General features: G+C 44.4%; 13 protein-coding genes. 12 read left to right on the forward strand and 1 reads right to left on the reverse strand.

All coding sequences use genetic code 11. The annotated features are described in order from the left end of the window. Positions 1–19: 19 nt before the first annotated feature. Positions 20–487 carry a transcriptional regulator ArgR gene (gene argR, locus LQZ07_RS05260; RefSeq protein ID WP_016400817.1) on the reverse strand — a complete coding sequence of 156 codons (468 nt, stop codon included), beginning with the start codon at positions 485–487 and terminating at the stop codon, positions 20–22. A gap of 189 nt (positions 488–676) precedes the next feature. Here argR and LQZ07_RS05265 point away from each other — a divergent pair, with 189 nt between their 5' ends. The 12 genes from LQZ07_RS05265 to LQZ07_RS05320 all read left to right on the forward strand — a co-directional run bounded on the left by LQZ07_RS05265 (position 677) and on the right by LQZ07_RS05320 (position 12,324). Next, a complete protein-coding gene (locus LQZ07_RS05265) occupies positions 677–1,384 on the forward strand; it encodes a transporter substrate-binding domain-containing protein (protein ID WP_152780556.1) in 708 nt (235 codons plus the stop codon). Positions 1,385–1,564: 180 nt separating this feature from the next. Then, positions 1,565–2,494, forward strand: a complete 930-nt coding sequence (gene mdh, locus LQZ07_RS05270) for a malate dehydrogenase (RefSeq protein ID WP_016400819.1) — start codon at positions 1,565–1,567, stop codon at positions 2,492–2,494. Positions 2,495–2,945: 451 nt separating this feature from the next. Next, positions 2,946–3,665 (forward strand): tetratricopeptide repeat protein, encoded by a 720-nt coding sequence (locus LQZ07_RS05275; protein WP_016400820.1) that lies wholly within the window; start codon positions 2,946–2,948, stop codon positions 3,663–3,665. Positions 3,666–3,742: 77 nt separating this feature from the next. Then, positions 3,743–6,259 carry a ribonuclease R gene (rnr, locus tag LQZ07_RS05280; RefSeq protein WP_152780554.1) on the forward strand — a complete coding sequence of 839 codons (2,517 nt, stop codon included), beginning with the start codon at positions 3,743–3,745 and terminating at the stop codon, positions 6,257–6,259. Positions 6,260–6,261: 2 nt separating this feature from the next. Beyond that, entirely contained in the window at positions 6,262–6,996 is a 735-nt protein-coding gene (gene rlmB, locus LQZ07_RS05285; protein ID WP_016400822.1) for a 23S rRNA (guanosine(2251)-2'-O)-methyltransferase RlmB, read from the forward strand. A 196-nt stretch (positions 6,997–7,192) separates the two neighbouring features. After that, entirely contained in the window at positions 7,193–7,627 is a 435-nt protein-coding gene (gene rpsF / locus LQZ07_RS05290; protein WP_016400823.1) for a 30S ribosomal protein S6, read from the forward strand. A gap of 6 nt (positions 7,628–7,633) precedes the next feature. Next, entirely contained in the window at positions 7,634–7,948 is a 315-nt protein-coding gene (gene priB, locus LQZ07_RS05295; protein WP_040306936.1) for a primosomal replication protein N, read from the forward strand. 4 nt (positions 7,949–7,952) lie between these two features. Continuing rightward, positions 7,953–8,180 carry a 30S ribosomal protein S18 gene (rpsR, locus tag LQZ07_RS05300; RefSeq protein WP_016400825.1) on the forward strand — a complete coding sequence of 76 codons (228 nt, stop codon included), beginning with the start codon at positions 7,953–7,955 and terminating at the stop codon, positions 8,178–8,180. A 50-nt stretch (positions 8,181–8,230) separates the two neighbouring features. Then, positions 8,231–8,683: a 50S ribosomal protein L9 gene (gene rplI / locus LQZ07_RS05305; protein ID WP_016400826.1), complete on the forward strand. Its 453-nt coding sequence runs from the start codon at positions 8,231–8,233 to the stop codon at positions 8,681–8,683. Between the two features lie 157 nt (positions 8,684–8,840). Then, complete coding sequence (locus LQZ07_RS05310) at positions 8,841–10,022, forward strand: ABC transporter substrate-binding protein (protein WP_249483554.1); 1,182 nt, start codon at positions 8,841–8,843, stop codon at positions 10,020–10,022. Beyond that, a complete protein-coding gene (locus LQZ07_RS05315; RefSeq protein ID WP_152780552.1) occupies positions 10,019–11,707 on the forward strand; it encodes an ABC transporter permease in 1,689 nt (562 codons plus the stop codon). The genes LQZ07_RS05310 and LQZ07_RS05315 overlap by 4 nt, the downstream gene beginning before the upstream one ends. Continuing rightward, positions 11,707–12,324 carry an ATP-binding cassette domain-containing protein gene (locus LQZ07_RS05320; protein ID WP_152780550.1) on the forward strand — a complete coding sequence of 206 codons (618 nt, stop codon included), beginning with the start codon at positions 11,707–11,709 and terminating at the stop codon, positions 12,322–12,324. The genes LQZ07_RS05315 and LQZ07_RS05320 overlap by 1 nt, the downstream gene beginning before the upstream one ends. Positions 12,325–12,452: the final 128 nt, after the last annotated feature.

Raw genomic sequence — 12,452 nt, forward strand, 5'->3', positions numbered from 1 at the left:
GGAAGCTATTTAGGCTTAGTTAGCCAACCTCGAAGAGTTCTTTCACTGACTGGAAGACATCGGCAATATCTACTTGGCGAGTAGGGGTGATAAAAATAGTGTCATCACCAGCAATGGTGCCAAGAATACCCTCAGCTTTGCCTAATGAATCTAACAAACGGGCTATTAGTTGAGCTGCGCCGGGGCTGGTGTGGATAACGATGAGTGCGTCATTGAAATCCATTTCTAATACTAAGATTTTTAATTGGCTAGAAACGGTTGGAACCCCTAATTCTGCTGGTAGGCAGTAAACCATTTCCATTTTTGCGTTACGAGTACGCACCGCGCCAAACTTACTTAACATGCGTGACACTTTCGATTGATTAATGTTTTCGAAACCTTGCTCTTGCAGGGCGGTCACTATTTCGGCTTGCGAGCCAAATCGTTCCTCTTTTAACAGTGATTTAAAGGCTTTTATTAACTGTTCTTGTTTATCGCTATATTTCATCGGTGATCCGAGCTTATAAATCCGCTGCCATTGTCGCCAACTTTTTACTCTAATTCAACTTTATTCTAGTTTTATGCATATAAATGCATACTGTGACACAGAATTATTATTGCATTTAATAACAATTAGTTGTGAGCCTTTGCTAAGCTGAATTATGATAGCCCCATCCGACTCGATGAGTAGTTGATTATGTGGATTAAACTTTTCATTCTTCTTTCTGTTTTTGTGTTTAGTTCGGCCTTTGCTGAAGATAAACCCTTACGAATTGTTACCGAAGCCTCTTACCCGCCATTTGAAGCCTTTGACGAGCAAAAGCAATTAGTAGGTTTTGATATCGAACTAGCTAAAGCGGTGTGTATACAAATAAACAGGGAATGTGAGTTTTACCATCAGCCTTTTGACAGTTTGCTGACGAGTGTTGCAGCAGGGCACTATAACTTGGCGATTTCAGCTTTAGATATCACCGAGCAGCGAAAACAGTTAGTTAATTTTAGCGATGCGTATTTTGACAATATGGCGGTATATATAACTAGCTCTGACCAGGCCTTGGCTAATAGTGCTGTTGTGGCAGTACAAAGCGGTTCTAGCTTTATGCGTTTTTTACGTGAGCAACGACCAGATATTTTATCGATTGCTTACCCCAGTTATCAATTGGCACTTAATGATTTAGAACAAACGAAAATAGATGCGGTGTTTTTAGATGCCGCTGCTGCGCATTACTGGTTAGCGAGTCATCCCAACTTTGTTACTCAAGTCGATGAAAGCTATCCTGCTAGTGGTTTGGGAATGGCTGTTTCCAAGCAAGACGAAGACCTGCTGAATCAAATCAACCATGCGCTTAAAGTGTTAAAAAATAATGGCACTTACCAAACAATATATCAGTCCTTTTTTAACTAACAAATACTGTTAGACCAAGGTCTTAAGCCATATTGTTAAAGTGTGATTAAGGCAACCTTTTCCTGTTTTAAACTTGCTTTAAAAATGTTGCTAAATTGTATTTTGAGGCGGATTCCGTTATCTTGTCAGCTGTCTCTATAGACATCCCCTCTACAACTACAAAAAGCATGGAGAAGTTTGATGAAAGTTGCCGTATTAGGTGCTGCAGGCGGAATTGGCCAAGCCCTTTCATTACTATTAAAAACTCAGTTACCCGCTGGTTCTGAACTTTCGCTTTACGACATCGCCCCAGTAACACCAGGTGTTGCTGTAGATTTGAGCCACATCCCTACACAAGTGGCCATTAAAGGATTTGCAGGCGAAGACCCAAGCCCGGCCCTAGAAGGTGCCGATATTGTTCTTATTTCAGCTGGTGTGGCGCGTAAGCCAGGTATGGATCGTTCAGATCTATTCAACATCAATGCTGGTATTGTTAAAAATCTTATCGAAAAAGTTGCTGTTACTTGCCCTAAAGCGTGTATCGGCATTATCACTAACCCTGTTAATACTACCGTGCCAATTGCTGCAGAAGTGTTGAAAAAAGCCGGTGTATACGACCCTGCCAAATTGTTTGGTGTGACTACACTTGACGTAATCCGCTCTGAAACATTTATTGCAGAAGCAAAAGGCTTAAATCCTGCCGACATTAACTTAAACGTTATTGGTGGCCACAGTGGTGTAACTATCTTGCCATTGTTATCTCAGCTAGATGGTATTTCATTCACCGATGAAGAGATTGCCGCGATGACCACGCGCATTCAAAACGCCGGTACTGAAGTCGTTGAAGCTAAAGCGGGTGGCGGTAGCGCTACACTTTCTATGGGTCAAGCAGCCGCACGTTTCTGTTTGTCTTTAGTTAAAGCCGCTCAAGGCGAAGACGTAATTGAGTGTGCCTACGTTGATGGCGGCAGTGAACATGCTAAGTTCTTTGCTCAACCAGTACGCTTGGGTCCTCAAGGTGTTGCTGAAATCTTACCTTATGGTGAAATTAGTGCATTTGAGAAAGCTGCAATTGACGGCATGTTAGACACCTTACACGGTGACATCGATAAAGGCGTAGAATTTGTTTAATTACAAATTTTAAATCCTAATAAGGAGTGCAATGCACTCCTTTTTTGTGTTCGCATGTTGTCGAAGTACCTAACTAAGCTAGGCTTGGGATAATAAATGGTTTCTGACGGCCTCTTTTACTTATTTCGGTGTTTTAAGCTACTTGCAATAAGCTAGCTATTGGCGAGCAGCTTCGCCTTGAACTAAGCAAACCTATCTCGCGAGAAACATGAAGCGAGATTGAGTACTGGCTTGCAGAGTTATCGTCACTTCCTTATCCCGAGTTAAAGTTAAATATAAAGCTGTTGTTGCCCACTTATTTGCGCTGCAATACTTGAGCTAAGCTAATCTTAAACAAGCTTCAAAGCTAGCGTTAGCGTAGAAATGGCCATTTAGATTATCAGAGATAAAAGTGGCTTTAGTTTTTTTGCATGATGCCGATAGCTTAAGTGTTAAGACGATAGGAACGGCTATGAATAAGCAGATCATTTCACTACTTCTTGCTGCGGGAATAAGTTCAGCGGCCTTTGCAGAATCTATTGATGCCTTGTCAGTGGATGATGAATTAGACACGCCAGCACAGCAAGCTGAGCCGGTCACTATCGACCCTACCGAATACACCAGTCCATCAGATATTGAAGCGGTTCAGCTTTATAAGCAAGACGAGTTAATCACTTGGATTAACAACAATCAGCACCTTGCTCGGGTGAAAGCAGACGATTGCCAGTTAGTTGAAGATATTGAGGCACGGGCCGAAAAAGTCGCGATTCCCGCCTATCAGTTTTTATGGGGCGATATGCTGGCATGGGGAGTCTGTGTTGATTCAAATCCTGAGCTTGGCGTCATGTATATGTGGCGAGCGGCTAATCAAGGGTTAGCAGCTGCCATGGAGCAGCTAGGTCGCTATTACGCAACGGGTACCTTAGTTCAGCAAGATTACGCCAAAGCTATTCCACTATTACGTGAAGCAGCAGGACAAGGTTTTCTACCTGCTCAGTTGCGCTTAGTGTCACTCTATGTGGAAGGCAAAGGCAGCCCTTACGATTATGAAGATGCCTATCGCTGGTTACATCATTCAATCATTGCCGACAAACAAACTCACCGTGAAGCCAGCCAATTATTAGCTGCGCTTGCCAGCAAAATGCCTGAATATGTAGTGGTTAAAGCTAAAGCAAGCAACCAACCCTACTAAAGCCACGCGCAAAGCATTAACATAGAGCTATTCTTGAAGAGTAATACTTTCTATTACTCAACTTAGTAGGTTAGTTAATGCAAAATCAGGCTGTGTCGGCCACACTAAAATCGACCTTACTCGCTGCCTTAACAGAAGAAATGGCCCCCGTTTCTAAAGACTGGCTCAAAGCCTTATGTAGTGAAGAACAACGTAGCCAATTCTCGGCAAGCCTTGCCGAGTTGCTTGATGAAGGTGCTTTGGTTACTACGCGGATTGGTGCTTATACCTTACCAGAGCGTTTAGGTTTAGTGACCGGAACCATTATTGGCCATCGCGATGGTTTTGGTTTCTTAAAAACTACCCAAGAAGGTACCGATTTATTCTTACCCGCAAAAGAAATGCGTAAGGTCTTCCATAACGATTTTGTGTTGGCAGCGCCATCTAACATGGATAAGCGCGGTCGCCGTGAAGGCCAAGTTATTCGTGTATTAAAACCAGGTAAATTAGAGTTAGTGGGGCGCTTTTTTGTCGAGGGCAATCATCGCTATGTAGTACCGGACGATTCTCGAATTAACCAAGATATTCTCATTGGCAAAAATGACACAGCGGGTGCTCGCCAAGGCCAAGTGGTAGTGATTGAAGTGCTTAGTCGCCCCTCTGCTCCGAAACTGGCTGTAGGTAAAGTGATTGATATTCTCGGTGAGAAAATGGCACCGGGCATGGAAGTGCAAGTTGCTTTGCGTAATCACGATATTCCACATGAGTGGCCAAAAGCGGTCACTAAAGCCGTTAGTAAGCTTGAAGAAGAAGTGGATGATGCGGCTAAACAAAACCGCGTTGATCTGCGTGAACTACCATTGGTTACCATTGATGGTGAAGATGCGCGCGATTTTGATGATGCAGTATATTGTGAAGCGAAAAAGTCTGGCGGCTGGCGTTTATGGGTAGCTATTGCAGATGTGTCTTATTACGTACGCCCCGATGCAGCACTCGATAAAGAAGCACTAAATCGTGGTAACTCGGTGTATTTTCCAGACCAAGTTATCCCTATGTTGCCAGAGCAACTCTCCAATGGATTGTGTTCACTTAACCCAAAAGTAGACCGCTTATGTATGGTGGCAGAGATGACCATTTCCGCTGCTGGCCGTTTATCGGGTTATAAATTTTATGAAGCGGTAATGCACTCGCATGCGCGATTTACCTATAACAAAGTGGCGGCGATTCTGGATGGTGATGAAGCTTTAGCCCAGCGCTACGCCGAACAAGTTCCGCACTTGCAAGAGCTGCATCGCTTATACAGTGCTTTAAAAGTAAGCCGTGCCCAGCGCGGTGGTATTGAGCTAGAAACGCAAGAAACCCGTTTTATTTTTAATGCCCAACGCAAAATTGAGCAAATTGTTCCGCTAACCCGTAATGATGCACACAAAATGATTGAAGAGTGCATGATTCAGGCAAACGTGGCAGCGGCTAAGTTTGTAGAAAAGCATCAGCAAGCCATTTTATATCGGGTGCACGATCGCCCCGGTAAAGAGCGTTTAACTAATTTTAGAGGTTTCCTGAACGAGTTAGGACTGCCATTAGGCGGAGGCGAAGAGCCACAGCCGAGTGACTACTTTAAATTAGTTGAAGCCATTCAAGAGCGACCTGATCTTGAGCTTATTCAAACCATGTTATTGCGCTCTATGATGCAAGCGGTCTATCAACCTGACAACATTGGCCACTTTGGTTTAGCGCTTAAATCTTATGCGCACTTTACTTCACCTATTCGTCGTTACCCAGACTTGTTATTGCACCGAGTGATTAAGTTTCTAGTTAATAAGTTAGAAGCAGAGTCCGCCGGTAAAACCGTTAAAAACAAATGGACAGTTACCGGTGGTTACTCTTATCAAGATGATGAAATGGATAAGTTTGGCGAAGTGTGTTCAATGACTGAACGTCGCGCCGATGATGCCACCCGCGAAGTATCCGACAGTCTTAAATGTGAATACATGCAAGATCACGTGGGCACCGTGTTACCTGCAACCATTGCTGCAGTCACCGGTTTTGGCTTTTTTGCTCGCTTGGATGAGTTTCATATTGATGGGTTAGTACATATCAACTCTTTACGTGGCGACTATTATCATTATGATGCCGCTCGCCAGATCTTGGTGGGAGAGAAAACCGGAAAGCGCTTTAGAATTGGTGATGCGGTTACAGTTAAAGTAGCCTCGGTAAACATGGCCGATCGTAAAATGGAATTTGTCATCGTTAATAAAGATGGACAGGCCGATGAATTTGACCGCCCAGAGCGAACTGGCAAAGATGGTGGTCGCGGCAAACGCTTTGCTAAATCTACCGGGGATTCCGAACGCTCTAGGGATGGTAAAAAGAAACAACGCCATCGCGACAGTAAAAATAAAGGTAAACGCCGCGGCACTGCTAAATCGAAGAGTAATGAGAGTAGCAGCGAGAACAAAGGTGGCTTTAGCCCTTGGCAGCAACGTGATCCTGCGGCTAAAAAGGCAAAATCAAATAATGAGGCTAATGCCAAAACGCGCAAAAAGCCTAAAAAGAAACGTAAGCAGCGCCCTGGTAAACAAGAGCGTAACGCTGTTAAACAACAGAAGAATTAAACATGAGCCAACAAGTTATTTATGGTTTGCACGCAGTGCAAGCTTTGCTAGAGCGCAGCCCCGAGCGAATTATTGAAGTGTATGCCTTAAAAGGGCGTCAAGATGAGCGTTTATTACCCTTGCTGAATGAGTTGCGTCGTTTGGGCGCTTCGGTTCAGTTTATGCCACGTAAAGCCCTAGACGACAAAGCCGAAAGTTCGCAACACCAAGGCATTGTGGCGCGAGTAAAAGCAGGTCGTGGTTATAACGAAAATGATTTAAAGCAGCTGGTTGAATCTAGCTCGGCTCCGCTGTTTTTGGTATTAGATGGAGTAACCGACCCACATAACTTAGGGGCATGTTTACGTAATGCCGATGCTGCCGGCGTGGCGGGGGTAATTGTGCCAAAAGATAAATCGGTTCAATTAAATGCCACTGTGCGCAAAGTAGCCTGCGGCGCGGCCGAAACCGTACCTCTAGTAGTGGTAACTAACCTTGCTAGAACACTGCGCGAACTGCAGCAGCTAGGCGTGTGGGTAGTTGGCACGGCAGGTGAGGCCGAACAGTTCATTTACGACAGTAAATTACAAGGCCCAATGGCGATTGTGATGGGCGCCGAGGGCAGCGGGATGCGCCGCTTAACTCGTGAAACCTGCGATGAACTCGTGAAGTTACCAATGCTAGGTGCTGTATCAAGTTTAAACGTATCGGTTGCAGCAGGAATCTGCCTGTTTGAAGCGGTACGCCAGCGCCGTTAATACCCAATTTACCCTGCCATAAATACTGAGTTACTAGTCTCTGAGTGGAATATCATTCAGAGGCTTTAATTTAGCTTGATTAAATTCTCGCCTTCACATAAAATCAGCGCCCCTAAAACAGCCATTTTACTTTTAGTTCCTTGCCTCTTCGGTTCGGCTGTACCATGAACGAGGCTATAACCCGTAGGGAGCAATCATGCGTCATTACGAAATCGTATTCATGGTCCACCCAGACCAGAGCGAACAAGTTCCAGGTATGATCGAGCGTTATTCAGCAGTTATCACAGATAACGGCGGTAGCATCCATCGCTTGGAAGATTGGGGCCGCCGTCAATTGGCTTACCCAATCGAAAAATTGCACAAAGCCCACTATGTTCTTTTGAACATCGAAGCTAGCGCAGAAGTTGTTGATGAATTGGAAACTGCTTTCCGTTTCAACGATGCTGTTATCCGTAACATGATCATGCGCACTAAGTCTGCTGTTACAGAGATCTCTCCAATTGCTAAAGCTAAAGATGAGCGTCCAGCTCGTCGTGACGAAGAGCGTCCAGCTCGTCGTGAAGAAGCAGCACCAGCAGCTGAAGAAGCTCCAGCAGTAGAAGCTAAAGAAGAGTCAGCTAGCGAAGAATAAGACCTTATGTCTGAAAATAGGTTGGTTTTGCAGGGGCGAGTATTACGCGCACCAAAACGCTCTACCAGTCCGGCCGGTGTTGCACATTGCCAATTTTGGCTAGAGCATCGTTCGCAGCAACAAGAAGCTGGATTTTCTCGCCAAGCCTATTGCCAAATAGCAGTAGTTGCCAGTGGCGATATTTTGAAGCAAGATTCATCGCATATAAGTATGGGGTGTGAAGTAAGAGTAAGTGGTTTTATAAATAGCCACAAAGCGGCCAACGGTTCATATCGATTGGTACTTCATGCTTCTGAAATTGATTTGTTATCACGAGGATAATGTTATGGCACGTTTTTTCCGTCGTCGTAAATTCTGCCGCTTTTCAGCGGAAGGTGTTGTTGAGATCGATTATAAAGATACAGCAACATTAAAAAACTACATCACTGAAAGTGGTAAAATTGTACCTAGTCGTATTACTGGTACAAGCGCTAAATACCAACGTCAACTTGCACGCGCTATTAAACGTGCTCGTTACCTGGCTCTATTGCCATACACTGATTTACATAAGTAAATCGGCGTTTGCAACTAGCCTAACTCAATCGAATTAATCGAGGAAAGGTAATGGAAATTATTCTATTAGACAAAATCGCTAACTTAGGCGGTTTGGGCGATCAAGTTAATGTTAAAGCAGGTTACGCACGTAACTTCTTGATCCCACAAGGTAAAGCTGTTCCAGCAACTAAAGCTAACGTAGAAGTTTTTGAAGCTCGTCGTTCAGAATTAGAAGCTAAACTAGCTGAGACTTTGAAAGCATCTGAAGCTCGCGCTGAGAAACTAAATGCTCTAGAAGCAATTGTTATCGAAGCTAAAGCTGGTGAAGAAGGTAAACTATTCGGTTCTATCGGTACTCGCGACATCGCTGATGTTGTAACTGCTGCTGGTGTTGAAGTAGTTAAATCTGAAGTTCGCCTACCAAACGGTGTACTACGTAACACAGGTGAAGTTGAAGTTGTTATTCAAGTTCACACTGACGTAACTGCTACTGTTACTCTACAAGTTGTTGCTGCTGAATAATTTCAGCTAAATAGCTTGAAAAAACCGCGCCTAGGCGCGGTTTTTTTGTATATTGGCTATGATTTTAAAGGATTTTGAAAGATAGTTGAGATAAATCCGGTTTTGACTATAAGTATTTCGTTGTCGCAAATTGGTTACTTGAACAAGGAGAGTTAGAGTGCGTTTATTTTTGGTTTTAGCGACCGCCTTTATCAGTGTTTTTTCCCATGCCAATAGCAGTTGGTCAGACATAGAGCAGCAAGCTAAAGGGCAAACCGTGTATTTTAATGCCTGGGCTGGAGCCGATAATATTAACGCCTATATTCGCTGGGCAGGTGAGCAAGTTAAGCAGCGCTATGGTGTTGAGCTTGAGCATGTAAAAATTACTGATACCGCCAATGTGGTCAGCCGTATTTTGGCAGAGAAAGTGAGTGGCAGAACTAACGGTGGCAGCGTTGATTTGGTGTGGGTTAACGGTGAGAACTTTCGCGCCTTAAAAGAGGCCAAATTGCTCTATGGCCCATTTAGCCAGCACTTGCCAAATTTAGCGCTTACCGATACCAATAGCCCAGCCTTGCAGTATGACTTCACCATACCTGTAGAAGGCTACGAGTCTCCTTGGGGAGGCGCCCAACTGACATTCTATTACGACGGTGCGCGGATTAAGCAAGCACCAACGTCGATGCAAGCTTTACTTGGCTACCTACAGCAAAGCCCTGGTTTATTTAGTTATCCAGCTCCGCCAAGCTTTTATGGCACCACTTTTGTAAAACAAGCCTTATTTGAAACCATTGACGACACCGCGCAGCTTTATCAGCCAGTTGATAAACAAAATTTTAATAAGGCTACCAGCAAGCTATGGGCTTATTTGGATGAGTTACACCCATTAATGTGGCGCCGTGGCCAAAGCTTCCCTAGTGGCAGCGGACAAATGCAACAGCTACTCAATGACGGTGAGCTAAGTATTGCTTTTAGCTTTAATCCTAATGACCCAGCCGCTGCTATTGAACAAGGTCTATTGCCGGAATCGGTACGTAGTTATGTGCATCAAGTAGGTACAGTAGGGAATACTCATTTCTTGGCTATTCCGTTTAATAGTGACGCCAGTGCAGCTGCGATGGTCGTGGCTAACTTTTTGTTATCGCCTGAAGCGCAAGCACGTAAAGCCGATTTAACCTATTGGGGTGACCCTACGGTATTAGCTTTGGATAAACTTAGCGCTGAACAACAACAGTTTTTTGCTGGGCAGCAAAACCAAGCTAGCTTAAGTGCTGCAGATCGCGCCAAGGTTTTAGGCGAACCTCATGCTACTTGGGTCGCTTTATTAGAAGCAGAATGGTTGCGTCGCTATAGCCAATGAGTCTATTTTCCAAAAAGGCAGCAGTGTTATTTCCAGTTGTGACCTGTGCACTGCTGATGCTGCCTTTGCTGTTTGGTTTTATTGATACGCTTTTACCTGCTTTTGGCTACTTTCCAATTGCATCAAAACACCAATTTAGCTTAAGCGTTTGGCAACCGCTATTTAGTTATCCTTCATTATGGCAATCGGTATTGCTTACGCTGTTTACTGGTTGGGCTGCTGCTTTATTGTCATTGATATCAGCGCTTTGGCTAATCATGCACTGTTATCAAAGCCGTTGGTGGCAGTTTCTTGAAAAAACGCTGGCCCCATTTTTGGCCATCCCACATGCTGCAATGGCCATTGCTTTATTATTTCTATTAGCGCCAAGTGGCTGGCTGATGCGTTTGGTCTCCCCTTGGTTAACCGATTTTAACTACCCGCCTTTATGGCAAACAACTCAAGATGCTTGGGGGCTAAGCTTAATACTCGCTTTGTGGGTGAAAGAGTTACCATTCATGCTATTGGTATTAATGTCTGCTTGTTCTCAATTACCCGTAAAACGCAGCTTGGCACTTGGCCAAAGCTTTGCTTATTCGAGCCAGCAAGTATGGCAAGATATTTTGTTCCCGCAGCTAATTAAGCGTATTCGCTTACCGTTTTTTACGGTGCTTGCATTCTCACTCACGGTTGTGGACGTGGCGCAAATTATCGGCCCGAGTAAGCCTGTAACCCTGGCACTATTGGTTTGGCAGTGGTTTAGTGATAGCAATATCGATCTGCGTTTAGTGGGGGCGGCGGGCTCATTGCTACTGCTTACAGTAGTGGTGTTGAGTGTGCTGCTGTCTTTAGGCTTGGAAAAGCTCTATCTCACCAGGCAACTAAATAAAGCCATGCAAGGCGTTCGCAAATCAGCGAGTAGCGCCAAACTTGCTCGTGGTTTGTTAGTGACACTGGTGCTTAGCTTAGTATTGAGCTTTTTGGTGATCCTTATTTGGTCAATAACTTGGCGATGGCGATTTCCTGATGTATTGCCTGCACAGTGGAGCTTGCACTATTGGCAGCAAGCAGGGAGTTACTTGCTATCTCCATTATTTAATAGTTTAGGCATTGCGTTTTCTTCGGCTGCCATTAGTTTAATACTGGTTGTTGGCTGCTTGGAGTACCAATTAAAACAAGCCAATACGTCGCGCTGGTGGTCAATCATGATGTACTTGCCTTTGTTGTTGCCTCAAGTTGTGTTTTTATTTGGTGTGCAAGTTCAGCTGTTTAAGTATCGCCTAGATGGCAACCTCATCACTGTTATCTGGGCACACATTATTTTTGTTCTACCCTATGTGTATTTATCTTTGGTTGGCAGTTATCGGGCCTTTGATAAGCGTTATATGCAGGCAGCGGTTAGTTTATCGCATAGTTATTGGAGCAGTTTTATTGCAGTAAAACTACCCATGCTTACTCGTCCTTTAGGCTTGGCTTTTGCTATTGGTTTTGCTGTGAGTATTGCTCAATACTTGCCTACTTTGTTTGTGGGAGCAGGGCGAGTGAGTACTCTAACCACCGAAGCAGTTGCGCTGGCTTCTGGTGGCGATAGGCGAGTCACTGCAGTTATGGTGATATGGCAAACTTTACTGCCACTGCTGGTGTACAGTACTGCTATTGCTTGGCCTAAATGGCGCTACCGGCATTTTCGAGGGATGCATAGTTAATGTTAGAGATTAAAGATTTTGGTTTGGCGTTTGCTCAGCAGCACTTTTTAAGCAAGCTTAATATGTCGGTGGCCGGTGGTGAAATCGTGACTATTATGGGGCCGAGTGGGTGTGGTAAATCTAGTTTTCTAGCGGCTATTGCCGGCACTTTAGACGAAGGCTTTACTTGCTCGGGAGAAGTGAGTCTGGCCGGGAAATCTTTGTTGAACATGCCGCAAGCGCAACGCCAAGTTGGAATGCTGTTTCAAGATGATTTGCTGTTCCCGCATTTTAATGTTGCTCAAAACCTGCAATACGGCTTAGCGCATGCCAAACAAGGCCAAGCAGCTCAACTTATAGAACAAGCTTTAGCTGATGCTGGTATGCCTGGCTATCAGCAGCGTGATATTGCTAGTTTGTCGGGCGGTCAGCGGGCGAGGGTAAGTGTATTACGTAGTTTATTGGCAGAGCCGAAACTGTTATTGCTTGATGAGCCTTTTAGCAAGCTAGATAAACCCTTACGCAAACAGTTTCGCGAGTTTGTTCGAGATAAAATTGAAGAGCTGTCAATTCCGGCTCTGTTAGTTACCCATGATGCAGAGGACTGTTTACAAGCTCCGCCTATTTCGATTTTTTGATAGTGGTTTTTGCCTAAGTATTAAGCTGTTGCTGTTGAGTTTTATTTGATAAGCTTAATTTTCCTGAGGCTTTATTGTGTGGAGCGAAAGCGTCAGGACTCACATAGAGATCCCCAATAACAATAAAG

Source organism: Agarivorans sp. B2Z047 (assembly GCF_023373605.1).
Lineage (GTDB): Bacteria > Pseudomonadota > Gammaproteobacteria > Enterobacterales > Celerinatantimonadaceae > Agarivorans > Agarivorans albus.

Coding starts and splice junctions, on each gene's coding strand:
- argR (WP_016400817.1), bottom strand. CDS start 487: ATGAAATATAGCGATAAACAAGAACAGTTAATAAAAGCCTTTAAATCA.
- LQZ07_RS05265 (WP_152780556.1), top strand. CDS start 677: ATGTGGATTAAACTTTTCATTCTTCTTTCTGTTTTTGTGTTTAGTTCG.
- mdh (WP_016400819.1), top strand. CDS start 1,565: ATGAAAGTTGCCGTATTAGGTGCTGCAGGCGGAATTGGCCAAGCCCTT.
- LQZ07_RS05275 (WP_016400820.1), top strand. CDS start 2,946: ATGAATAAGCAGATCATTTCACTACTTCTTGCTGCGGGAATAAGTTCA.
- rnr (WP_152780554.1), top strand. CDS start 3,743: ATGCAAAATCAGGCTGTGTCGGCCACACTAAAATCGACCTTACTCGCT.
- rlmB (WP_016400822.1), top strand. CDS start 6,262: ATGAGCCAACAAGTTATTTATGGTTTGCACGCAGTGCAAGCTTTGCTA.
- rpsF (WP_016400823.1), top strand. CDS start 7,193: ATGCGTCATTACGAAATCGTATTCATGGTCCACCCAGACCAGAGCGAA.
- priB (WP_040306936.1), top strand. CDS start 7,634: ATGTCTGAAAATAGGTTGGTTTTGCAGGGGCGAGTATTACGCGCACCA.
- rpsR (WP_016400825.1), top strand. CDS start 7,953: ATGGCACGTTTTTTCCGTCGTCGTAAATTCTGCCGCTTTTCAGCGGAA.
- rplI (WP_016400826.1), top strand. CDS start 8,231: ATGGAAATTATTCTATTAGACAAAATCGCTAACTTAGGCGGTTTGGGC.
- LQZ07_RS05315 (WP_152780552.1), top strand. CDS start 10,019: ATGAGTCTATTTTCCAAAAAGGCAGCAGTGTTATTTCCAGTTGTGACC.
- LQZ07_RS05320 (WP_152780550.1), top strand. CDS start 11,707: ATGTTAGAGATTAAAGATTTTGGTTTGGCGTTTGCTCAGCAGCACTTT.